Origin of the sequence: Mediterraneibacter butyricigenes, from assembly GCF_003574295.1 — a bacterium.
Lineage (GTDB): Bacteria > Bacillota > Clostridia > Lachnospirales > Lachnospiraceae > Mediterraneibacter_A > Mediterraneibacter_A butyricigenes.
Genome location: NZ_BHGK01000001.1, coordinates 169,001 through 190,687, shown reverse-complemented (window position 1 = coordinate 190,687; position 21,687 = coordinate 169,001). Strand labels below are relative to the sequence as shown.

Below are 21,687 nucleotides of genomic sequence, written 5' to 3'. Positions count from 1 at the left end.
AGGGGAAAAACATGCAGTACGTAACAGACATACAGGAGTTTCAAGTAGAAGAAGGAAAAGGAAGTGCGGTCACTCTGGGCAAGTTTGATGCATTGCACAGAGGTCATCAGAAACTGATCAACCGGATCAGAGAGTATGCAAAAGACGGTTCGGTTCAGAGTGTGGTATTTTCTTTTGACATGCATAAAGATTCTCTTCTGACTGCCGAAGAACGAAGAGAACTCTTAGAGGGACAGACGGACGTTCTGATCGCCTGCTCCTTTACAAAAGAAATCCGGGAGATGGAGGCGATGGATTTTATCCGGGATGTCCTGGTAAAAAAACTTCATGCCAGATATATTGTGGTTGGAACAGATTTCCGTTTCGGACACTGCCAGAGAGGCGATGCCCGGATGCTTGCGGAAGTCGGACCGCAGTTCGGTTTTCAGGTAGATATTATCGAAAAAGAAATGTATGGGAACCGGGAGATCAGCAGTACATTCGTAAGAGAGTCTTTAAGAGAGGGAAATGTTGAGCTGGCAAATAATCTGCTCGGGTATACTTATCAGATGGAAGGTGTTGTAAGAACCGGAAATCAGATCGGAAGAAAGATCGGATTTCCTACGATGAATGTGGCACCGCCGGATCGAAAGATCCTGCCGAAATACGGAGTTTATGCCTGCAAGGTCAAAGTGGATGACAAGTGGTATCCTGCGATTGGAAATGTAGGAGTAAAACCTACGGTGGAAGAAACACCGGTGCTTTTGACAGAGGTGTATCTCTATGATTATGACCAGGATGCTTACGGAAAAACGATTACGATCCAGTTCTGTGCGTTTAAGCGTGCAGAACAGAAATTCAGTGGTCTTGAGGAACTGAAAACACAGTTAAAAAAGGATATTCAGTATGGATGGGAGTATTTCCATGAGAAAAAGTAAATGGGTGGAGATCTTTTTGCTGAGTCTGCTTATGATGGCGGTACTTTGTTCCTGCAAAAAGGAAGATCCGAAGGAGTATGCGAATACACAGATTGAAATGATTACGTCCGGAGACAAGGCGACAGCCCAGTTGTTGCTGGAGAGAGGAATCGACTCCGTAAAGGACAGCTATATCGAAGAATTTCCGGAAGCACTGAAAAAAGATTACAGAAATTTTCTGGAAGCTGCATTAAAACAGGTGGAATTTCAGATACTGGATGTGAAGAAACATAATGCAGATTATAAAGTGTCCGTGGAGGTTTCGGCAGTGGATGTGGGAGAAACCACAGGGAAAACAGACGAAGACCAGGCCAAAAAACTGGAAACTACGGATCTGGCAAAAGAAGTGTCCGGGCTTTTGAAAAAGGATAGTTCTCTGCTGGATACCCCTGTGAGAAAAGAGAAAAAAACACTGACACTGACCGTGAAAAAGAACAGTGACGGGTTTCAGATGGAGGATGCCGGCTGGGAAATCCTGATGAACCAGATCTTGTATGACTATATGCAGCCATACAAGGAGATTGCGGATACGCTGGAAGCCGGTCGTTATCTTCAGGCATCGCTGGATGCAAGCCTGAAAGGTCAGGTGACAGATTACTGTAAATTTACCGGGGAGACGCAGGAAGAGGCACAGGCAGAATATGAACAGAGTTTCACAGATTCTTCGGAGGATCCGGGATTTTCAGGGGAGCGGGAAGCAAGATTCGAACAGGCATTAAAAACCATGTTTGCGTCCAGTCAGTATGAAGTTGGGATTCCGAGAAAAGCAGACGGAGACGGTTATGTGGTACCTGTCACCTATCAGCCGAATCTGAGTCTGAAACAGGCGATGGACACCTTCCAGGCGAATGTGAATCAGGGAATGTACGGTTCCCAGGATCAGGCGGAAGAGGGATTTATCAGTGTGCTGGAGAGCTATGCAGCTGCACCGGTTTATGGAGAGACACAGACAAAAGAAGTTCATTACAGCAGAAAAGCATTGAGATTTACGGCAGGGGAAAATGAAGATTACCAGAATCTGACGGATTCACTGATCCCGACAGAATGAGAAAATATCATGGAAATCATATCTGGCTTCATATCAGAGAAAAAATCCTTTACTCAGGGGAGAATCTATGATATACTAGCACTCGTGGTCAGCCGATGTTCGGTGATTGGAGGACTCCACCGTCACTTAATATCAGGCGTTTAAAAAAGAGAATTACAAGGAGGAAAAGAAACATGATCGCAAAGGAAAAGAAACAGGCTATTATCGCGGAATACGGAAGAAGCGAAGGAGATACAGGTTCTCCGGAAGTACAGATTGCTATCCTGACAGCAAGAATCAATGAGCTGACAGATCACTTCAAAGCAAACCCGAAGGATCATCACTCCAGAAGAGGTCTTCTGAAGATGGTTGGACAGAGAAGAGGTCTTCTTGCATATCTGAAAGAGAAAGATATTGAAAGATATCGTTCCCTGATCGAGAGACTTGGTCTGAGAAAATAATTTTATTGCTTACAAAAAGCTTCCTGAAGTAACAGTCAGGAAGCTTTTTTCATGTTTTATTTAAATAAACATTGGCAAAAGAAAAGTATCAACACGTCAAATCATTTCTCAATTCTTCCGCAAAAGATTTGTATAAGGGAACATCCGAAGCCCCGGTACTTCCTGAGCGCGAGCGCCGCTCGAAGAGTATCTCTATGGGGGCGAAGGCAAGCGTAAGCGGTTTCCGTGGCAAACTTTTGCGGAAAAGCAGATTCCGGACAATAAAAATGAACTGCGGAAATATGACAAGAACAAGATTGCGTCTTGCGATAATTTGAAATAAATTTAAATTCGCTATATGATGGAGCATTAATTGTTTTACAATGATGCTCCTTTGTGTTATAATAAAGCAGATTGTGGGCAGAATGAGTAAACCGAGACCACTGAAAAGGATATTGAGAGCTCTGAAGCAGTATGTTTTTCAGTAGTTTCGGGATCTCCTGTCCAAAAGAAGAAAAAGAAAAGGAGACCACCATGTATAAAAAGTTTGAAATGGAACTGGCCGGAAGAACTTTAAGAGTTGATGTAGGCCGTGTTGCAAAACAGGCAAACGGTGCAGTTCTGATGCATTACGGGGATACGACCGTTCTCTGTACAGCAACCGCATCTGAGAAACCGAGAGAAGGAATCGATTTCTTCCCTCTGAGTGTGGAATATAATGAAAGAATGTATTCCGTAGGAAAGATTCCGGGAGGATTCAACAAGAGAGAAGGAAAGGCATCTGAGAATGCAGTCCTGACCTGCCGTGTAATCGACCGCCCGATGCGTCCTCTGTTCCCGAAGGATTACAGAAATGACGTAACTCTGGAAAACCTGGTACTTTCTGTAGAACAGGATTGTTCTCCGGAACTGACAGCGATGCTTGGTGCAGCCATTGCAACCAGCATTTCCGATATTCCGTTTGACGGCCCGATCTCTACCACACAGGTAGGTCTGGTTGACGGAGAATTTGTATTCAACCCGACCGCAGATCAGAAAGCAGTTTCTGACCTGGCACTGACGGTTGCTTCTACCAAAGAAAAAGTCATCATGATCGAGGCAGGAGCCAATGAAGTTCCGGAAGCACAGATGATCGAAGCAATCTTCGCAGCACACGAGCTGAACCAGAAGGTCATCGCATTTATCGATACCATCGTAGCAGAGTGTGGCAAACCGAAACACAGTTACGAAAGCTGTGCAGTTCCGGAAGAACTGTTTGCAGCAATCAAAGAGATCGTTCCGCCGGCAGAGATGGAAGAAGCTGTCTTTACCGATGACAAACAGACAAGAGAAGAGAATATCCGCGTGATCACAGACCGTCTGGCTGAGGCATTTGCGGAGAAGGAAGAATGGCTGGCAGTTCTGGGAGAGGCTGTATATCAGTACCAGAAGAAGACCGTTCGTAAGATGATCTTAAAAGATCACAAGCGTCCGGATGGACGTGCCATCGATGAGATTCGTCCGCTTGCGGCAGAGATCGATCTGATCCCGAGAGTACACGGATCCGCAATGTTTACAAGAGGACAGACTCAGATCTGTACCATGACTACACTGGCTCCGCTTTCCGAAGCACAGAAACTGGATGGTCTGGATGAGTCTGCAACCACAAAGAGATATATGCACCACTACAATTTCCCGTCTTACTCCGTAGGAGAGACCCGTCCGTCCAGAGGACCGGGACGTCGTGAGATCGGACATGGAGCACTGGCAGAGAGAGCATTGGTTCCGGTACTTCCGAGTGAATCCGAATTCCCATATGCGATCCGTACAGTATCTGAGACATTCGAGTCCAACGGTTCAACTTCTCAGGCAAGTATCTGTGCATCTTCTATGTCACTGATGGCAGCTGGAGTTCCGATCAAGACAGCCGTTGCAGGTATCTCAGCAGGTCTGGTGACAGGTGAGACAGATGATGATTATCTGGTACTGACTGATATTCAGGGACTGGAAGACTTCTTCGGAGATATGGACTTTAAGGTAGCAGGTACTCATAAAGGTATTACAGCAATTCAGATGGATATTAAGATCCACGGTCTGACCCGTCCGATTATCGAAGAGGCGATTGCAGCAACAAAGAAAGCAAGAACCTATATCCTGGATGAGGTAATGTCCAAAGCCATCGCAGAGCCGAGAAAAGAAGTCGGAGAATATGCACCGAAGATCATGCAGATCCAGATTGATCCGCAGAAGATCGGTGATGTGGTTGGTCAGAGAGGAAAGACCATCAATACTATTATCGAGCGTACCGGCGTGAAGATCGATATTACAGATGAAGGAAATGTATCCATCTGTGGTGTGGACAAAGCCAGCATGGAAGAAGCAGCAAAACTGGTGATGATCATTGCAACAGATTTTGAGGCTGGACAGGTTCTGGAAGGTGATGTTGTCAGCATCAAAGACTTCGGTGCATTCGTAGAGTTCGCTCCGGGCAAAGAAGGAATGGTTCACATCTCCAAGATCTCCAAGGAGAGAATCGACAAGGTAGAAGATGTTCTGACACTTGGTCAGCATGTAAAGGTTGTATGCCTCGGAAAAGACAAGATGGGAAGATTCAGCTTCAGCATGAAAGATGTTGCAGAATAAGAAAATCTGAAAAATTCATACAGAAATTTATAAAAGATATGAAAGCATTCGGTTGTTCAAAAAGAGCGGCCGGGTGCTTTTTTGCGTTTACGCGAAGCAACAAGATGACTTTCGTTCTTTTGCAAAAGTTGTGTCGGAAACCACTCGTGCTAGTCCTACAGTGAGAGCAAAATGACATGCGAACAGTTCTGGTCCGGATTCTTCCACAAAAGGAATGCATAAGGGAACATCCGAAGCCCCGGTACCTTCTTCGAGCAAGCATCAGCGCTGCTCGAAGAGTATCTCTATGGGGCGAAGGCAAGCGTAAGCGGTTCCCGTTGCAACCTTTTGTGGGAGAAATAAGAAGTAACTTTTGCAGTTTGGAGGAAGTCGTTTTTCATTAGTAGTTTACGCAAAACAACACGTAAAGTTTGGGAAAGTATAAAAAAGTCGGAACAAGGATTCTCAGAGTTTCAGGAATGTTTCGGGCAACATTCTCATATAGTGTAGTTGTATGGAGGTAGACAAGTATGAGGATGCAAAGTACAGGAGAGCGCACCCGGCAACAGACCAGCAGACGAAAGGAGCGACAGGTCATGCAGGTGCTGGCGGCATCGATCCGGGAAATATTTCAGGCGGGAGAACTTTTTACTGATCGGCTGCAGGAGATTCGGATGAGGATCGGACAACCACTGATCCTTCTGGAGGACGGAGAAGAAAAAATTCCTGTGGACGGAAATGGGCGGGAACATGTGGTCACAAAAGAAGAGATACGGGAGACCCTGGAATATATCAGCCATTATTCGCTTTATGCTTATGAATATGAAATGAAACAGGGATTTTTGACGATTGAAGGAGGACATCGCGTGGGTATTTCGGGAAAAGCCATCATAGAAAACGATCATATTAAAAACATGCAGTTTATTTCATCTATTAATTTGCGGATTTCGCACGAGGTTCTGGGATGTGCGGACCAGGTGCTGCCTTATATCACGGCAAACCGGCAGTTATGCCATACCCTGATCATTTCTCCTCCGGGGTGCGGCAAGACCACATTGATCCGGGATTTGATCCGGCAGATCTCAGACGGGAATCAATATATCAAAGGCTGTACGGTCGGGGTAGTGGATGAACGCTCGGAACTGGGAGGATGTTATATGGGGGTTGCCCAGAACCATCTTGGGATGCGGACGGATATTCTGGACTGTTGTCCGAAAGCGGAAGGAATGATCATGCTGATACGTTCCATGTCTCCGCAGGTGATCGCGGTGGATGAGATCGGAACACCGGAGGAAGTACATGCCATTGAATATGCCATGCACTGCGGATGTAAAATGCTGGCAAGTGTCCATGGAGAGTCTATGGAGGAAATCAGAAAAAGACCGGTTCTGGATCAGATGGTTCGTCAGAGAAGGTTTGAACGGTATGTAATCCTCGGAAATCAGCCGACCACCGGCTCGATACAGTCCATTTTTGATGAGCGGGGTGTGGATTTTTATTCCAGATGCTGAAACTGACAGGCTGTGTTCTGATCTTTATCTCCTGCGTCGGACTTGGTGCATTTTCGGCAGGAAAGGAAGCAAAGAAGTATGAGGAATTAAAGGAACTGTACCGGATTTTTTATCTGCTGAAAGGAGAATTGGAGTATACGCATGTCCCGTTGGAACTGTTGTTCGGACAAGTTGCGACTCATCTGGATTCACCGTACAGGGAGTGGTTCCTGGCACTTTCCGTGGGCCTTAAGGAGCGAAAGGAAAAAGAATTTGCGCGGTTGTGGGAGCGAGAACTCAGAACCTATTTGTCCGGACTCTCGCTGAAAGAAGGAGAATATCTGGATTTAACGGAACTTGGGGAAAGACTGGGACAGACAGACTTAAAAACAGGTGTGGGAGTGTTGGAATGGTATCTGAAACAACTGGAACTGAAAATCGGAACATGCAGGGAGGCACTTTCGGTGAAACGGAGACTTTATTACTGTACAGGGATCACCGGAGGACTTTTTCTGGTACTGTTGTTCCTGTAAGAGGAGGGAAACATGTCGGTCACGTTGATCTTTAAAATCGCAGCGGTGGGGATTCTGGTATCCATACTGAGCCAGGTTCTGAAACACAGCGGGCGTGAGGAACAGGCATTTCTTGTGAGTTTTGCAGGCCTGATTCTGGTGCTGGGATGGATCCTTCCATATATCTATGAACTGTTTCTGACGATCCAGAGACTTTTTGCGCTTTGAAATACAGGTACTTTTTTTCGCTTATGTACTTGCAGGAGTGCATGAGATGGATTGGAATAAGAAAAACAGAATGTAATGTGTTCAGAGAAAAATCAGAATCCGGGATGGGAGGGAAAAGAATGATAAAGATTGCATTGCTTGCAGTGGTCGGTGCTTTACTGTCTGTCCAGTTAAAAAGCGGCAAACCGGAATACGGAATCTATGTGAGCGTGGGAGTCAGCCTTTTGCTGTTTGGCGGGATTGTGGAAAGGCTTGGCAGCTTTGTCACAATGTTCCGAAATCTGGAAGAACTGTCCGGGATCAATCCGGAGTATCTGTCAATTCTGCTGAAAATGATCGGGATCACTTATGTAGGAGAGTTTGCATCCGGGATCTGTAAGGATGCGGGATACCAGACACTTGCGGTTCAGATCGAACTGTTCGGAAAGCTGACTATTCTATTGCTGAGTCTTCCGGTTTTGTCGGCATTGCTTGAAACGGTTCGGAAATTTCTGTCATGAGAAAGGGAAACACAGAGCATAGAAAAGGCGTGTTGCAGGACAAAACATCATCCTGCGGACTGATACGTATAGTTTTGACGTTCGTGGTAACTGTCGGCATTGTTCTGGCGGTTCCGGGCAGAACCAGGGCGGCTGATCAAATGGCAAATGATCAGAATATATCAGAAGAGAACGTATCAGACCAGACGACATCGGACCAGGCGGAAGAACTGTTGCTGGATCGGTTTGATTTTCGGGAAGTGGATCGATCTTTGCAGGAACTCTTTCCGCAGGAAAAGAGAAGTATGGAAGAAATCCTGCGGGAATTGATGCACGGAGATCTGAAACCGACCGGGGAACTTGTGTTAGGACTGATCAAAGAACAGATGGGATATGAACTGACCAGTCACAGAAAAATTTGGGTCGAACTGTTGGTACTGATTCTGATCTCTGCTATTTTCACCAATTTTTCAGAAGCTTTTCAGAACCGGCAGATTTCGGAAGTCAGTTTTTATATTTTATATCTGCTGATGATTACCATTTGTCTGCAGGGATTTCTGATCACCCTGGACGGGGCGGAAGAAAGGCTTGGGGATCTGACGGAATTTATGAAGGTACTGGCACCTTCTTACTGTATGGCGATTGCATTTTCCACGGGAGCGGCGTCTTCACTGGCCTTTTATAATCTGGTACTTCTGATCATTTATGTGGTAAATCTGGTGATTGTGAATCTGTTGCTGCCGATGGTCCATCTTTTCCTGATGATGAAGATTATGAATTACCTGACAGAAGAAGAGTATCTGACACAATTTACCGAGTTGTGCAGAAAACTGATCGGCTGGATCCTGAAGATTCTGGTAGGTGCGGTTGCCGGGATCAATATTATACAGGGGATGTTGACACCGGCAATGGATTCCCTGAATCGAACCATACTGGGCAGGGGCGTGGAAGTGATTCCGGGGATCGGAAATGTATTGGGAGGCATGACGGATGTGGCACTGGCATCGGCTGTCGTGATAAAAAACGGAATCGGCATGACTGGCCTTATTTTCTGTGGGGTATTCTGTATTTCTCCGGTGGTGAAGATGGCGGCACTGACCCTGCTTTATAAATTGCTGGCGGCGGTTGTGGAACCGGTTTCCCATCAGAGAATCGTGGGATGTGTCAGCAGTATCAGTGAAGGCTATGAGCTTCTCTTAAAAATCATGACCAGTACCGGGCTTTTGTTCATGTTGACATTGGCAGTTTTAAGCGCAACGACATCCTGAGCGGTTTGAAAATAATCAGGCGGGTAAAGTCAGACGTCTGGTCTTCTCATGGGCGGTAAGGAGTATAAAAGAAATATGTTTACATATCTTTATGACTGGATGTATCAGATTACATTTTATCTGGTGATATTTACGGCGGCGCTTCAACTGCTGCCGTCGGGAAATTACAGAAAGTACGTCAGATTTTTTGTGGGACTGGTGCTGATTCTGCTGGTGATCTCCCCGGTGCTGAAGTTGTCCGGAACGGGAGATCTCTCGCAGATGTTTTCCGAAAAAGAGCAGGAAGTGGCTGATTTTGAGGAAACTCTACATCTAAAGAATGTGGAATTAGGAAAGGAAGCAAATCACGAAATTCAAAATAAAATCGGCTCAAATGACACAGAGACTCAAGGAGTGACAGGACACGATCAAAGTACAAAGACCGGAACAGAAAGCGGGGAAAGTGCAGCGGATGCAACAGAAATGCAGGAGAAAACAACGGGTGAAGTGACAGAAGGAGCCGGAACAGGAGGTCGGAGGCAAGAAAATGGACAAAAACAGATTTTCGTGGAACCTGTCCGTCTGGAGTGAAAAACTCCGCAAACTTGGGAATGGAAGGCAACGTCTGCTGATTCTTTTTCTGGCGGGGCTTCTGCTGGTGGTGCTGTCGATTCCGGTAAAAGAGAAGGGACAGGCTGACAGCATACAGACGCAGGAGACGCAAACACAGGGAATGTCCGGGGACGGAGAGATCGAAACGTACCGGAAAAATATGGAGAAAACACTGGTTGAAGTATTGAGGAAAATTGACGGGGTGGGAGAAGTCTCAGTGATGATCACGTTGAAATCAACCGGAGAAAAAGTAGTGGAGAAGGATCAGAATCATTCCTCTGATACGGTTGAAGAGACAGACAGTGCAGGCGGCAGTCGGACAACGCAGAGTCAGAACAGTGAGAAAAGCAGCATTTATACACAGTCGGGTCAGGGAACGCAGGATCCGTATGTAAAGAAAGAACTGGTGCCGGAAACGGAAGGGGTACTGATCGTGGCAGATGGCGGAGATGATCCTGTGGTCGTGGAAAATCTGACGGAAGCAGTCCGTGCATTATTTGGAATCGAAGCGCATAAGATAAAAATAGTGAAACGGGAACATTCCAAATAATCAGGGAGGACATGACAATGAAAAAAATTCTGAAAAAGAATCAGATCGTGATCACAACACTGGCGGTCATGGTCGCAATCGCAGGATATTTGAATTATTCCGGGAAGCTGTTCCCGAAATCATCGAATCAGGCGGAAGAAACCAGTGCAGATCTTGCCAATCAGGAACTGCTGGATATTTCTCAGGAGGATCTTCAGGCAGAAAATTCAGATGTAGAGAGTCAGGATTCAGAAGATAATGTGGACGGAACACCGGGGGAGGCAGTTCTGACAAACGGGGAAGCAAAAGCGACGGTTGCACAGGCAAAGGTGTCAAGAGAACAGGTGAGAGCCGAAAATAAAGAAACCCTTCAGGCAATCATAGATAATACGGATTTGAGTGAGGAACAGAAACAGGATGCTATCAGTCAGATGGTGAAGCTGACACAGATGGCAGAACAGGAAATGGCGATTGAAACCCTGCTGGCCTCCAAAGGATTTACACAGGCTGTGGTAAATCTGACAGAGGATCAGGCGGATGTAGTGGTGGAAGCTTCAGATCTGACAGACGCTGCACTGGCTCAGATCGAAGACATCGTGACGAGAAAAACAGAGATTTCTCCGGAAAATGTGGTGATCACGCAGATTCGGCCGGGTGAATGAGATTCAAGACTTGCAGGGGACTATATAGATGTGATAGACTAACTAAGTATGCGGTCAGAGTATGACAGGAGATATCCGGCAGAAGAACAAAAGATCTGACCGCACAGGAACGTAAGAAAGACAGCGAATATAAAGAACGATCGAAAATGGGAGAGAAAAATACAATGGCAGACATTAAAAGCGAAATAAAAAAGAGAAGAACGTTTGCAATCATTTCCCATCCGGATGCAGGAAAGACGACTCTGACTGAAAAATTCCTGCTGTACGGAGGTGCCATCAATCAGGCGGGAAGTGTAAAAGGAAAGGCAACAGCAAAGCATGCGGTTTCTGATTGGATGGAGATTGAAAAAGAAAGAGGTATCTCGGTAACCTCTTCCGTTTTGCAGTTTGAATATGAAGGATACTGCATCAACATTCTGGATACCCCGGGACATCAGGACTTCTCGGAAGATACCTACCGTACACTGATGGCGGCGGATTCAGCCGTGATGGTGATCGATGCGTCAAAAGGTGTGGAGGCACAGACACGAAAACTGTTTAAAGTCTGCGTCATGCGCCATATTCCGATTTTTACCTTTATTAATAAAATGGACCGGGAGGCCATGGATACCTTTGACCTTCTGGATGATATCGAGAAAGAACTGGGAATCGCAACCTGTCCTGTTAACTGGCCTATCGGGTCAGGAAAAGCGTTTAAAGGGGTATATGACAGACAGAAACGGGAAGTGGAACTGTTCTCTGATACAAGAAAAGGAACGACCCAGGGAGAAGTGAGAACCATCGACATCGAAGCGCCGGAGATTGATGAAATCCTTGGAGCAGATGCCAAAGCTACGCTGGAAGAAGAAATCGAACTGATGGATGGCGCTTCCGCAGAATTTGATCAGGAACTGGTAAGCAAAGGAGAACTTTCCCCGGTATTTTTCGGTTCGGCTCTGACAAATTTCGGTGTGGAAACATTTTTGGAACATTTTCTTCAGATGACCACATCCCCGCTTCCGAGAATGTCGGACAAAGGCGAGATTGATCCGCTGACCGAGGAAGATTTCTCTGCATTTGTCTTTAAAATTCAGGCAAATATGAATAAAAACCACAGAGACAGGATCGCATTTATGCGAATCTGCTCCGGTAAATTCGAGGCTGGAATGTCTGTGTACCATATGCAGGGCGGAAAGGAAGTACGGTTATCTCAACCACAGCAGTTGATGGCGAGTGAGCGCAAGATCGTGGAAGAAGCATATGGCGGAGATATCATCGGAGTCTTTGATCCGGGTATCTTTTCCATCGGAGATACGCTGACTTCCGCCAAAGACAGATTCTGTTATGAAGGAATTCCTACCTTTGCGCCGGAACATTTTGCAAGAGTCCGTCAGGTAGATACCATGAAACGGAAACAGTTTATCAAAGGGATCAACCAGATTGCACAGGAAGGTGCGATCCAGATCTTCCAGGAGTACAATACCGGAATGGAAGAAATCATTGTAGGCGTTGTGGGTGTCCTGCAGTTTGATGTGTTGAAATACCGGCTGAACAATGAATACAATGTGGAGATTCGCATGGAAAATCTTCCTTATGAGCATATTCGCTGGATCGAAAACGAAGAGATCAATCTGGATAAACTGAGTGGAACTTCTGATATGAAGAAGATCAAGGATCTGAAGGGAAGACCGCTTCTTCTGTTCGTGCATGACTGGAGTATCCGGATGACACAGGAGAGGAACGAAGGCCTGATCTTATCAGAATTCGGACGGTAAAATATACCCTTTGCATTTAAACACAGATTTGCTATAATAAGGGATAGACAAGACCAACACAGGAGGTTTTTAAAATGGCAAAAGACGAGAGAAATACGTATACGATACAGAATGATCCGAATATGGGAGAGGTGAAGATCGCAGACGAAGTCGTAGCGATCATTGCCGCATTAGCAGCGACTGAGGTGGAAGGTGTGGCATCCATGGCCGGAAACATCACCAACGAACTGATCAGCAAACTGGGCATGAAGAATCTGTCCAAAGGCGTGAAAGTGGATGTGCTGGAAGGTGTTGTGACGGTTGCCCTTGCACTGAATATGAAATATGATTACAGTATTGTTGAGACATCTACAAAGGTTCAGGAACGGGTGAAGTCTGCAATTGAGACTATGACAGGTCTGGAAGTGGCAGATGTGAATATTAAAGTTGCAGGTGTGGAGATGGAAGGAGACGAATAGAATTCGTTTCCTTTTATTGCCTAGCATACGACAAAAAGAACCGGTGGATCTTTTTTAGTAGTAAAAAACAAGCGAGAAAGGAACTGTTATGGTCAGATCAGAACTCAGAGAACATATATTTAAAATGATTTTTCAGGTGGAGTTTAATTCCATGGAAGATATGCCGGAGCATCTCAGGCTCTATTTTGAGCAGCTTTCCCATGCAAAAGACAGCGATCTTGTATATATCCAGGAAAAATACCAGAAGATCGTGGACAAGCTGCCGGAAATCGACAATCTGCTCAATGAAAAGACAACAGGTTGGAAGACTGGCCGCATGAACAAAGTTGATCTGTCGATCCTGAGACTGGCAGTCTATGAGATCCTCTGGGATGAGGATGTTCCACAGGGAGTTGCGATCAATGAGGCGGTCGAACTGGCGAAACGCTTCAGTTCGGAAGAAGGACCGGCTTTTGTAAACGGTGTACTTGCCCGGTTTGCATCCTGAGCGCCGGAAGTTTTGCGGGAGTAATCTCATGGAAAATGTATATTCGGTGCGGCAGGTGAATTCCTACTTGAAAAATATGTTTGCGCAGGATTACATGCTGAACCGCATCTATGTAAAAGGCGAGGTGTCTAATCTAAAATATCATACCTCGGGTCATATTTATTTTTCTTTAAAAGATGAGTCCGGAACCATAGCCTGTGTTATGTTTGCAGGCTCAAGGTCGGGGCTTTCTTTTCGTATGCGGGAAGGACAGCAGGTGATTGTGCTGGGGAACATCAGTGTCTATGAAAGAGACGGAAAATACCAGCTCTATGCCAGACAGATCGTGCTGGATGGAGCCGGGGAACTGTATGAACGGTTTGAAGCATTGAAACAGGAACTGGAAGAGATGGGAATGTTTGCACCGGAATATAAACTTCCGATTCCAAAATATCCTTCCAGGATCGGAATCGTGACAGCACCTACGGGGGCTGCAATCCGTGATATCATCAATATTTCAAAGAGAAGGAATCCTTTTGTGCAACTGATCCTTTATCCGGCACTGGTACAGGGAGAAGGAGCCAAAGAGAGCATTGTACAGGGAATCCGTATGCTGGAATCCAAACAGGTGGATGTGATCATTGTCGGAAGGGGCGGCGGTTCCATCGAGGATCTCTGGGCCTTTAACGAAGAAAATGTGGCATGCGCGATTTTTAACTGTCGGGTTCCGGTGATTTCAGCCGTCGGACATGAAACAGATACGACGATTGCGGATTTTGTGGCCGATTTAAGGGCACCTACGCCTTCGGCGGCGGCTGAGCTGGCGGTGCCGAGAATCGATGAAATCCTTGGATTGCTGGACGGGTACCAGACAGAATTTCGCCAGCAGATCCACTGGAAGATTCAGGAAATGCGCCAGGAACAGAAAAAAATGGAACTGAAACTGCGATTGATCCATCCAAGATCACAACTGGATCAGAAACGTCAGTATCTTGCAGATCTTGAGGATGATATGAGAGGCTCTATGGAACAGAAAATCCTGGAGAAACGGCACAGATATCAGTTGTATCTGGAGAAGATGAAAGGGCTGTCTCCGCTCAAGAAACTGGAACAGGGCTTTGCCTATGTGGCGGATGAGCAGGGACACAGGCTGACATCGGTGGAACAGACTTCCGAGGGGGAAGAACTGGAGATCTATGTAACGGACGGCTGGGTCCGTGCAGAAGTGCTTGAAAAAGGGAAGGAGGCGTATCATGGAAACAGAGAAAGAACCTGAGCTGGAAGAACTTTTTGAACAGTTGGAAGAGGTGACCGGAAAGATGGAAGAGAAAGACACGTCTCTGGAAGAATCCTTTGCACTGTATCAGAAAGGAATGGAGTTACTGAAAACATGCAAAGATAAGATTGACCGGATCGAAAAGAAAGTACAGATCCTGGACGAGAATGGAGAGACACATGAATTTTGAAGAACAAAGAGCGGAAAAAGTAAAAGAAATCGAAGCAATCTTGAAAGAATATCTGCCCTCTGACCTGCAGAATCAAAATGTGATCGGAGAGGCGATGGAGTACAGCCTGATGGCAGGCGGCAAACGGTTAAGACCGATGCTGATGCAGGAGGTTTACAAAATGTATGGCGGAGAGGGTTCGCTGGTGGAACCGTTTATGGCGGCGTTGGAGATGATCCATACCTATTCTCTGGTACATGATGACCTTCCGGCTATGGATAATGATGATTACAGAAGAGGAAAGAAAACAACCCACGTGGTTTATGGCGAAGACATGGGAATCCTGGCAGGGGATGCATTGTTAAACTACGCATTTGAGACAGCGGCAACTGCTTTTGACACCTATCCGGATGATCTGGAAAAAGTAGGAAAAGCCATTGCACTGCTTGCAAAAAAGGCCGGCGTTTACGGAATGATCGGCGGGCAGGTAGTTGATGTGAAAGAAACAGGCAAAGAGATCGATGAGGATACCCTGACATTTATCTATCGTCTGAAAACAGGAGCATTGATTGAGGCTGCCATGATGGTCGGAGCCGTTCTGGCGGGAGAAGATGATGACGAAGTCCTGCGGATGAAAGATATCGCTTCTGATATCGGAATGGCATTCCAGATCCGCGATGATATTCTGGATGTGACCAGTACAAGAGAGACGCTGGGAAAACCGATTTTGAGTGATGAAAAGAATCAGAAGATGACTTATGTAACCATCCATGGGTTAGAGCGTGCGAAAGAAGATGTTAAGGTGATTTCTGACCGTGCCATGGAGAAACTGAAAGAAACCGGAAAGGCCAATGAATTTTTATGCTGGCTGGTAGAGTCTCTGGTGTACCGGGAATCATAATGTCACAGAGACAGAAAGGGACAGCACATGATTTTAGATAAGATCCGCCAGGAGAACGATATCAAAAAACTAAAACCGGAGGAACTTCCGGTTCTTGCAGAAGAAATCCGTTCTTTTCTGATTGAGAAGATCAGCAGAACCGGTGGACATCTGGCTTCCAATCTGGGCGTGGTGGAACTGACAATGGCGCTTCATCTGGAACTGAACCTGCCGACAGATAAACTGATCTGGGACGTAGGACATCAGTCCTACACCCACAAACTTCTGACCGGAAGAAAAGACGGATTTGATGATCTGAGAAAATATGGCGGAATGAGCGGCTTCCCGAAACGGAAGGAAAGCAAATGTGATGCTTTTGATACGGGACACAGTTCTACGTCAATTTCTGCCGGACTCGGATATGTGGAGGCAAGAGAAATCTTAGGACAGCATCACACAGTAGTTTCTGTGATCGGTGACGGTTCCCTGACCGGTGGCATGGCCTATGAGGCGTTGAATAATGCGTCCAGACTGAAAAGTAATTTTATTGTCGTGTTAAACGACAACAATATGTCGATTTCCAAAAATGTAGGTGGAATGTCAAATTATCTGAATGGACTAAGGACGGCGGAAGCCTATACCGGTCTGAAAAAAGGTGTGGAAGACAGTCTCCTGAAAGTGCCGGGAGCCGGAGAACGGATCCTGGGTCAGATGAAAAGGGCAAAAAGCGGTCTGAAACAACTGATCGTTCCTGGAATGTTCTTTGAAGATATGGGCATTACCTATCTGGGACCGGTGGACGGGCATGATATCCGGAAGCTGCGGCGGGTAATCCGGGAGGCAAAACGGATCCAGCATGGAGTATTGATTCATGTTCTGACGAAAAAAGGAAAAGGGTATCAGCCGGCAGAGATTAATCCGTCCAAATACCACGGGACAGGTCCGTTTGTGGTGGATACCGGAGAACAGACCGGGAAGACAACGAGGGATACCTACACGGATATTTTTTCAAAAGTATTGTGTGATGAGGCAAAACGAAAGGAACATCTGGTGGCAATTACGGCAGCTATGGCAGATGGAACAGGGCTTGCACGATTTTCCAGACAGTTTCCAAAACGTTTTTTTGATGTGGGAATCGCAGAGGAACATGGGATGACTTTTGCGGCGGGACTGGCTGCAGGAGGACTGAAACCGGTGATTGCACTGTATTCCTCCTTCTTACAACGAGCCTTTGACCAGATGATCCATGATGTATGTCTTCAGAATCTTCCGGTATTTATCGGTGTAGATCGTGCCGGATTGGTAGGAAGTGACGGAGAGACCCATCAGGGATTGTTTGACATTGCCTTTTTATCCATGATCCCGAATCTGACGATCCTGTCGCCGAAAAACAGGTGGGAGATGGCGGATATGGTCAGGTTCTGCGTAGATTATGACGGACCTGTGGCACTTCGTTATCCGAGAGGAGAAGCCTATGAAGGTCTGAAAGAATTTCGCCGGGAAATCTGTTACGGAAAGAGTGAGTGGATCTATGAAGAGGAGGAGATTGCCATTCTCTTTGTGGGACATATGGCAGAGCTGGCAGAAAAAGTGCGGGAAGGGTTAAAAGAAATCGGGTATCCGGTGTCTTTGATCAATGCAAGATTTATAAAGCCGTTGGATGAAGAGATGATAGAAAAAGCGGCGAAAGACCACAGGCTTCTTGTAACCATTGAAGAAGGCGTGCTTTCCGGCGGATACGGAGAGGCGGTTCTTCGTTATACAGAAAAGAAGGGACTTACCATGAAGGTCTTAAATGTCGGACTTCCGGATGAATATATCGAGCATGGAAATGTGGAAGTCTTAAGAAAAGAAGTTGGAATGGATCCGGATACCATCGTAAAACAGATTGTGACAGAGTATATCTGCATGCTCTGAGAGAAGATTCAGAAGAATCCGACAACGACAGAACAGATCGGGAAAAACATCAGGAGATACAGGAGTAGTTATGAAAGAACGTTTAGACGTATTGCTTGTAAAACGGAATCTGGCAGCGTCCAGAGAAAAAGCAAAAGCGATCATTATGGCAGGGCAGGTGTTTGTGGACGGCCAGAGAGAAGATAAAGCGGGGACAAGCTTTCCGGAAGAAGTTCAGATTGAGATCCGGGGACATAAGATGCCTTATGTAAGCCGCGGTGGACTCAAGCTGGAAAAAGCGATGAAACATTTCGATGTGACGGTAGAGGGGAAGGTGTGTACAGATGTGGGTTCCTCCACAGGGGGATTTACAGACTGTATGCTGCAAAACGGTGCAGTGAAGGTGTTTGCCATCGATGTGGGCAGAGGACAACTGGACTGGAAATTACGGCAGGATGAACGGGTAGTCTGCATGGAGAAAACCAACATCCGTTACGTGACACCGGAAGATATCGGAGAACCCATCGATTTTTCTTCCATCGATGTTTCCTTTATTTCGCTGACGAAGGTGTTGGAACCGATCCGAAATTATCTGAAGCCGGAGGGACAGATCGTAGCTTTGATCAAACCTCAGTTTGAGGCGGGAAGAGAAAAAGTGGGGAAAAAGGGTGTGGTAAGAGAAAAGAGCACCCATCTGGAAGTGATTCACAAAGTGATGGATTATGCTTCTCAGATCGGATTTGATATCCTGAATCTGGAGTTTTCCCCGATCAAAGGACCTGAGGGAAATATTGAATATTTACTGCATTTACAGAAGTGTCCGGAAATGCCGGGCGCGATCCATGGAGTAACCCCGGAAGCAGTTGTGGATGCGGCATTTGAAACACTGAACTAAGGGAGAAATTGATGGATACGTTTTATATCTTAACAAATGAAAAGAAAGACAAAGGATTGCATGTGACCAGGCTGGTGCAGTCTTATATCGAAAAATCCGGTAAGAAGAGTATTCTTGCACAGACAGACGAGGAAGGATATGTGATTCCGGGATCGGTGCCGCTTGAAGCAGACTGTGCGATCGTAATCGGAGGAGATGGGACGCTGATCCAGGCAATCCGTGGAATTCGCGGGTCTCATCTTCCGGTTCTCGGCATCAATATGGGAACCCTGGGATATCTGGCAGAAGTGGAAGTGACAGATATTGCAAATGACCTGAACAAATTGTTTGAAGAGTCCTATACACTGGAATACCGGATGATGATGCAGGGCAGTGTCAATGACGGGGCACCGGAAACTGCGGTGAATGACATTGTACTGACCAGAGACGGTGCTCTTCGGATCATGCATTTTAATCTGTATGTCAACGGAGAACTGATGAACCGGTATGAAGCGGATGGAGTGATTATTTCTACCCCTACCGGATCGACCGGATATAATCTGTCGGCAGGTGGTCCAATTGTAGAACCGACAGCGCAGCTTTTCATCATTACACCGATCTGCTCCCATGCGTTGAATACCAGCAGTGTGGTGCTTTCCGCGGAGGATGTGATCGAGATTGAAGTGGGAGAAGGCAGAGGGGGTTCCGTCTCCCATGCCCTGGTTTCTTTTGATGGAACGGAATGTTCTCCCCTCATTACCGGAGACAAGGTTCGGATAGAAAAGACGCAGGAGACTGCAGGACTTGTAAAGTTGGGCAAAGAAAGTTTTATGGCAACATTGCGCAGGAAAATGAAAGGAAAATAAACTATGAAAGTCAGTCGTCACGCAAAAATCGTAGAATTAATCGGTCAGTATGATGTGGAGACTCAGGAAGAGCTGGCAGAACTTCTGAACCGGGAAGGCTTCCAGGTGACACAGGCTACGGTTTCCAGAGATATCAGAGATTTGAAGCTGACCAAAGTGCAAACGGAAAAAGGAAAGCAGAAATATGTGGTATTGCAGCCGGAAGAAAATCAGATCAGCGAGAAATACAGAAGAGTGTTGCGTGATGGTTTTTCGTCCATGGACATGGCACAGAATATTCTGGTGATCAAGACGGTCTCCGGTATGGCAATGGCAGTTGCGGCTGCCATTGATAATATGGACTGGACGGAAGTGGTGGGATGTATCGCAGGAGATGACACTATTATGTGTGCGATCCGAACGGTGGACGATACGATTCTTGTAATGGATAAGATCCGCAAAATCGTAAACAATAATTAGCCTGATGTTGATGGATTTGAATTTGAAGTTGAGGAGTTTGCGGGACAGGAGGAAACAATGCTACAAAATCTGCATGTGAAAAATCTGGCGCTGATCCAGGAAATCGAAGTGGATTTCTCAGAAGGACTGAATATCCTGACCGGAGAAACCGGCGCGGGAAAATCCATCATTCTCGGTTCGATCGGTCTGGCTCTGGGTGGAAAATACAGTCAGGATATGCTGCGTACAGGAGCGGATTACGGTCTGGTAGAACTGTGCTTTTCTGTGGAAGATCAACGGATCCAAAAGAAACTGGAAGCAATGGATATCTATCCGGATGAGGGACAGATCATCCTGACCAGGAAGCTGACCGGAGGAAGAAGTATCAGCAGGATCAACGGTGAGACGGTCAGCATGAGTGTATTGAAAGAAGTGGCAGGCAGTCTGATCGATATTTACGGTCAGCATGAACACCAGACCCTGTTAAACCGGAAAAATCATCTGACGCTTCTGGATCTTTTTGGCGGAGAGGAACTTCTGGAATTAAAACAGGAAGTGGCGGCAAACTATAAAGAATACAGAGCAAAAGTGAAAAAACTGGAAGAGACCTCCATGGATGAGAAAGAACGGAAAAAAGAAATTTCTCTTCTGGAGTTTGAGATACAGGAGATTGAGGAAGCAGAACTGACGGCAGGAGAAGATGAACTGCTGGAAGAAACCTACCGGAGAATGTCGGACGGACGGAAAATGACAGAGATGATCTCGGAGGCGTATGGGTATACCAGTGAAGGGGAAGGAGCAAACGCCAGTGATCTGTTGAGCCGTGCGATCCGCGCGCTTCAGGAGATCAGTACTTATGATGAAACCGGCGCGGGACTTTATGAACAACTGGTGGAAGTAGACAGTCTGCTCAATGATTTTAACCGGGAACTGGCAGATTATCAGGAAAGCTTTTCTTTCTCTCAGGAAGAGTATGCACAGACAGAAGATCGGTTAAATGAGATCAATCGTCTGAAGGCAAAATACGGAGAAACGATCTCTGAGATTCAGGATTATTACGAAGAACAGTGTGAGAGACTCCAGATGCTTCAGGATTATGAAACTTATCGGAATACGCTGCTGGAGCAGACGGAGAAAGCAAAAGCAACACTGGAAGAAAGCGCAGACCGGTTGAGTCAAAAGCGAAAAGAATGTGCCGAAATCTTTGAGAAGAAAGTGGAAGACGGATTAAGAGAACTGAATTTCCTGGATGTCTGTTTTGAAGTGCGTCTGACCCGAATGGAAGCATGTACCGGAAAGGGATGGGAACAGGGAGAGTTCTGGATTACACTGAATCCGGGCGAAGAATTACGCCCCCTTTCCAAAGTGGCATCGGGGGGAGAACTTTCCAGAGTGATGCTGGCGATCAAAGCGGTGATGGCAGACAAAGAAGAGACACCGACCCTGATCTTTGATGAGATCGATACGGGAATCAGCGGGATCACGGCTGCAAAGGTGGCAAAACAGATGGAGATCATCGGAGTGTCCCATCAGGTGATCTGTATTACCCATTTGCCTCAGATCGCAGCAGCGGCGGACAGCCATTATCTGATCGAAAAATCTGTGGAAAATGAAAAGACCCGAACCCAGATCCGAAAGCTGGATGAGGAAGGTTCTGTGATGGAACTGGCCAGAATCCTGGGCGGAGATCAGATTACGGATACAATTTTGTCCAGCGCAAAGGAAATGAAGCAAAAAAAGAAATGAAAAAAATACCAGAGTGAAACGATGCAAAGATTCACATAATAAAACGACTGCTAAAGGCGGTCGTTTTTTCTTATAGGTTGT

At 46.2% G+C, this 21,687-nt stretch carries 23 protein-coding genes; all 23 read left to right on the top strand.

Annotated elements, in window-relative coordinates:
* Positions 1–11: 11 nt before the first annotated feature.
* The 23 genes from KGMB01110_RS00950 (at position 12) to recN (ending at position 21,606) form a co-directional block, all read left to right on the top strand.
* Positions 12–917, top strand: coding sequence for a bifunctional riboflavin kinase/FAD synthetase (locus KGMB01110_RS00950; protein ID WP_119297310.1), 906 nt, complete (start codon positions 12–14; stop codon positions 915–917).
* Positions 904–2,004 carry a hypothetical protein gene (locus tag KGMB01110_RS00945; RefSeq protein WP_119297309.1) on the top strand — a complete coding sequence of 367 codons (1,101 nt, stop codon included), beginning with the start codon at positions 904–906 and terminating at the stop codon, positions 2,002–2,004. Before KGMB01110_RS00950 ends, KGMB01110_RS00945 begins: the two co-directional genes overlap by 14 nt.
* 173 nt (positions 2,005–2,177) lie before the next feature.
* Positions 2,178–2,444, top strand: a complete 267-nt coding sequence (rpsO, locus tag KGMB01110_RS00940) for a 30S ribosomal protein S15 (protein WP_117602084.1) — start codon at positions 2,178–2,180, stop codon at positions 2,442–2,444.
* Positions 2,445–2,957: 513 nt separating this feature from the next.
* The gene (locus KGMB01110_RS00930; protein WP_117889756.1) at positions 2,958–5,045 is read left to right on the top strand and encodes a polyribonucleotide nucleotidyltransferase; all 2,088 of its coding nucleotides are present in this window, start codon (positions 2,958–2,960) and stop codon (positions 5,043–5,045) included.
* Between the two features lie 509 nt (positions 5,046–5,554).
* Complete coding sequence (gene spoIIIAA, locus KGMB01110_RS00925; RefSeq protein WP_243112611.1) at positions 5,555–6,535, top strand: stage III sporulation protein AA; 981 nt, start codon at positions 5,555–5,557, stop codon at positions 6,533–6,535.
* The gene (locus tag KGMB01110_RS00920; RefSeq protein ID WP_117602099.1) at positions 6,529–7,047 is read left to right on the top strand and encodes a stage III sporulation protein AB; all 519 of its coding nucleotides are present in this window, start codon (positions 6,529–6,531) and stop codon (positions 7,045–7,047) included. Before spoIIIAA ends, KGMB01110_RS00920 begins: the two co-directional genes overlap by 7 nt.
* Positions 7,048–7,059: 12 nt before the next feature.
* On the top strand, positions 7,060–7,254 hold the full coding sequence (spoIIIAC, locus tag KGMB01110_RS00915) for a stage III sporulation protein AC (protein ID WP_117602100.1): 195 nt from the start codon (positions 7,060–7,062) through the stop codon (positions 7,252–7,254).
* A gap of 119 nt (positions 7,255–7,373) precedes the next feature.
* Positions 7,374–7,754 (top strand): SpoIIIAC/SpoIIIAD family protein, encoded by a 381-nt coding sequence (locus KGMB01110_RS00910; protein ID WP_117602562.1) that lies wholly within the window; start codon positions 7,374–7,376, stop codon positions 7,752–7,754.
* Positions 7,751–9,001 (top strand): stage III sporulation protein AE, encoded by a 1,251-nt coding sequence (locus KGMB01110_RS00905; protein WP_119297308.1) that lies wholly within the window; start codon positions 7,751–7,753, stop codon positions 8,999–9,001. Before KGMB01110_RS00910 ends, KGMB01110_RS00905 begins: the two co-directional genes overlap by 4 nt.
* Before the next feature lie 75 nt (positions 9,002–9,076).
* On the top strand, positions 9,077–9,571 hold the full coding sequence (locus KGMB01110_RS00900; protein WP_170141670.1) for a stage III sporulation protein AF: 495 nt from the start codon (positions 9,077–9,079) through the stop codon (positions 9,569–9,571).
* Entirely contained in the window at positions 9,528–10,142 is a 615-nt protein-coding gene (locus KGMB01110_RS00895; RefSeq protein WP_243112610.1) for a stage III sporulation protein AG, read from the top strand. Before KGMB01110_RS00900 ends, KGMB01110_RS00895 begins: the two co-directional genes overlap by 44 nt.
* Positions 10,143–10,159: 17 nt before the next feature.
* Positions 10,160–10,783, top strand: a complete 624-nt coding sequence (locus tag KGMB01110_RS00890; RefSeq protein WP_117602103.1) for a SpoIIIAH-like family protein — start codon at positions 10,160–10,162, stop codon at positions 10,781–10,783.
* Between the two features lie 164 nt (positions 10,784–10,947).
* The gene (locus KGMB01110_RS00885; protein WP_117602104.1) at positions 10,948–12,537 is read left to right on the top strand and encodes a peptide chain release factor 3; all 1,590 of its coding nucleotides are present in this window, start codon (positions 10,948–10,950) and stop codon (positions 12,535–12,537) included.
* 74 nt (positions 12,538–12,611) lie between these two features.
* Positions 12,612–12,995 carry an Asp23/Gls24 family envelope stress response protein gene (locus KGMB01110_RS00880; protein ID WP_117602105.1) on the top strand — a complete coding sequence of 128 codons (384 nt, stop codon included), beginning with the start codon at positions 12,612–12,614 and terminating at the stop codon, positions 12,993–12,995.
* An 88-nt stretch (positions 12,996–13,083) separates the two neighbouring features.
* Entirely contained in the window at positions 13,084–13,482 is a 399-nt protein-coding gene (nusB, locus tag KGMB01110_RS00875) for a transcription antitermination factor NusB (RefSeq protein ID WP_117602106.1), read from the top strand.
* Positions 13,483–13,510: 28 nt separating this feature from the next.
* Complete coding sequence (xseA, locus tag KGMB01110_RS00870) at positions 13,511–14,737, top strand: exodeoxyribonuclease VII large subunit (protein ID WP_119297306.1); 1,227 nt, start codon at positions 13,511–13,513, stop codon at positions 14,735–14,737.
* A complete protein-coding gene (xseB, locus tag KGMB01110_RS00865) occupies positions 14,715–14,927 on the top strand; it encodes an exodeoxyribonuclease VII small subunit (protein ID WP_117602108.1) in 213 nt (70 codons plus the stop codon). Before xseA ends, xseB begins: the two co-directional genes overlap by 23 nt.
* Positions 14,917–15,807 carry a polyprenyl synthetase family protein gene (locus tag KGMB01110_RS00860; RefSeq protein ID WP_117888260.1) on the top strand — a complete coding sequence of 297 codons (891 nt, stop codon included), beginning with the start codon at positions 14,917–14,919 and terminating at the stop codon, positions 15,805–15,807. The genes xseB and KGMB01110_RS00860 overlap by 11 nt, the downstream gene beginning before the upstream one ends.
* A gap of 27 nt (positions 15,808–15,834) precedes the next feature.
* Positions 15,835–17,703: a 1-deoxy-D-xylulose-5-phosphate synthase gene (dxs, locus tag KGMB01110_RS00855; RefSeq protein ID WP_117888261.1), complete on the top strand. Its 1,869-nt coding sequence runs from the start codon at positions 15,835–15,837 to the stop codon at positions 17,701–17,703.
* A 70-nt stretch (positions 17,704–17,773) separates the two neighbouring features.
* A complete protein-coding gene (locus tag KGMB01110_RS00850; RefSeq protein WP_117888262.1) occupies positions 17,774–18,577 on the top strand; it encodes a TlyA family RNA methyltransferase in 804 nt (267 codons plus the stop codon).
* Positions 18,578–18,588: 11 nt separating this feature from the next.
* Positions 18,589–19,422, top strand: coding sequence for an NAD(+)/NADH kinase (locus KGMB01110_RS00845; RefSeq protein WP_119297305.1), 834 nt, complete (start codon positions 18,589–18,591; stop codon positions 19,420–19,422).
* Between the two features lie 3 nt (positions 19,423–19,425).
* Positions 19,426–19,881 carry an arginine repressor gene (argR, locus tag KGMB01110_RS00840; RefSeq protein WP_117602113.1) on the top strand — a complete coding sequence of 152 codons (456 nt, stop codon included), beginning with the start codon at positions 19,426–19,428 and terminating at the stop codon, positions 19,879–19,881.
* Between the two features lie 57 nt (positions 19,882–19,938).
* Positions 19,939–21,606: a DNA repair protein RecN gene (recN, locus tag KGMB01110_RS00835; RefSeq protein WP_119297304.1), complete on the top strand. Its 1,668-nt coding sequence runs from the start codon at positions 19,939–19,941 to the stop codon at positions 21,604–21,606.
* The last annotated feature ends 81 nt before the right edge of the window (positions 21,607–21,687 follow it).

What these genes read in the sequence shown, in the direction of transcription:
- recN (WP_119297304.1), top strand. Translation starts at nt 19,939, where the DNA reads ATGCTACAAAATCTGCATGTGAAAAATCTGGCGCTGATCCAGGAAATC.
- KGMB01110_RS00930 (WP_117889756.1), top strand. Translation starts at nt 2,958, where the DNA reads ATGTATAAAAAGTTTGAAATGGAACTGGCCGGAAGAACTTTAAGAGTT.
- dxs (WP_117888261.1), top strand. Translation starts at nt 15,835, where the DNA reads ATGATTTTAGATAAGATCCGCCAGGAGAACGATATCAAAAAACTAAAA.
- xseA (WP_119297306.1), top strand. Translation starts at nt 13,511, where the DNA reads ATGGAAAATGTATATTCGGTGCGGCAGGTGAATTCCTACTTGAAAAAT.
- KGMB01110_RS00920 (WP_117602099.1), top strand. Translation starts at nt 6,529, where the DNA reads ATGCTGAAACTGACAGGCTGTGTTCTGATCTTTATCTCCTGCGTCGGA.
- KGMB01110_RS00860 (WP_117888260.1), top strand. Translation starts at nt 14,917, where the DNA reads ATGAATTTTGAAGAACAAAGAGCGGAAAAAGTAAAAGAAATCGAAGCA.
- KGMB01110_RS00885 (WP_117602104.1), top strand. Translation starts at nt 10,948, where the DNA reads ATGGCAGACATTAAAAGCGAAATAAAAAAGAGAAGAACGTTTGCAATC.
- KGMB01110_RS00880 (WP_117602105.1), top strand. Translation starts at nt 12,612, where the DNA reads ATGGCAAAAGACGAGAGAAATACGTATACGATACAGAATGATCCGAAT.
- argR (WP_117602113.1), top strand. Translation starts at nt 19,426, where the DNA reads ATGAAAGTCAGTCGTCACGCAAAAATCGTAGAATTAATCGGTCAGTAT.
- rpsO (WP_117602084.1), top strand. Translation starts at nt 2,178, where the DNA reads ATGATCGCAAAGGAAAAGAAACAGGCTATTATCGCGGAATACGGAAGA.
- KGMB01110_RS00945 (WP_119297309.1), top strand. Translation starts at nt 904, where the DNA reads ATGAGAAAAAGTAAATGGGTGGAGATCTTTTTGCTGAGTCTGCTTATG.
- KGMB01110_RS00845 (WP_119297305.1), top strand. Translation starts at nt 18,589, where the DNA reads ATGGATACGTTTTATATCTTAACAAATGAAAAGAAAGACAAAGGATTG.
- KGMB01110_RS00900 (WP_170141670.1), top strand. Translation starts at nt 9,077, where the DNA reads ATGTTTACATATCTTTATGACTGGATGTATCAGATTACATTTTATCTG.
- spoIIIAC (WP_117602100.1), top strand. Translation starts at nt 7,060, where the DNA reads ATGTCGGTCACGTTGATCTTTAAAATCGCAGCGGTGGGGATTCTGGTA.
- spoIIIAA (WP_243112611.1), top strand. Translation starts at nt 5,555, where the DNA reads ATGAGGATGCAAAGTACAGGAGAGCGCACCCGGCAACAGACCAGCAGA.
- KGMB01110_RS00895 (WP_243112610.1), top strand. Translation starts at nt 9,528, where the DNA reads ATGGACAAAAACAGATTTTCGTGGAACCTGTCCGTCTGGAGTGAAAAA.
- KGMB01110_RS00850 (WP_117888262.1), top strand. Translation starts at nt 17,774, where the DNA reads ATGAAAGAACGTTTAGACGTATTGCTTGTAAAACGGAATCTGGCAGCG.
- xseB (WP_117602108.1), top strand. Translation starts at nt 14,715, where the DNA reads ATGGAAACAGAGAAAGAACCTGAGCTGGAAGAACTTTTTGAACAGTTG.
- KGMB01110_RS00950 (WP_119297310.1), top strand. Translation starts at nt 12, where the DNA reads ATGCAGTACGTAACAGACATACAGGAGTTTCAAGTAGAAGAAGGAAAA.
- nusB (WP_117602106.1), top strand. Translation starts at nt 13,084, where the DNA reads ATGGTCAGATCAGAACTCAGAGAACATATATTTAAAATGATTTTTCAG.
- KGMB01110_RS00890 (WP_117602103.1), top strand. Translation starts at nt 10,160, where the DNA reads ATGAAAAAAATTCTGAAAAAGAATCAGATCGTGATCACAACACTGGCG.
- KGMB01110_RS00905 (WP_119297308.1), top strand. Translation starts at nt 7,751, where the DNA reads ATGAGAAAGGGAAACACAGAGCATAGAAAAGGCGTGTTGCAGGACAAA.
- KGMB01110_RS00910 (WP_117602562.1), top strand. Translation starts at nt 7,374, where the DNA reads ATGATAAAGATTGCATTGCTTGCAGTGGTCGGTGCTTTACTGTCTGTC.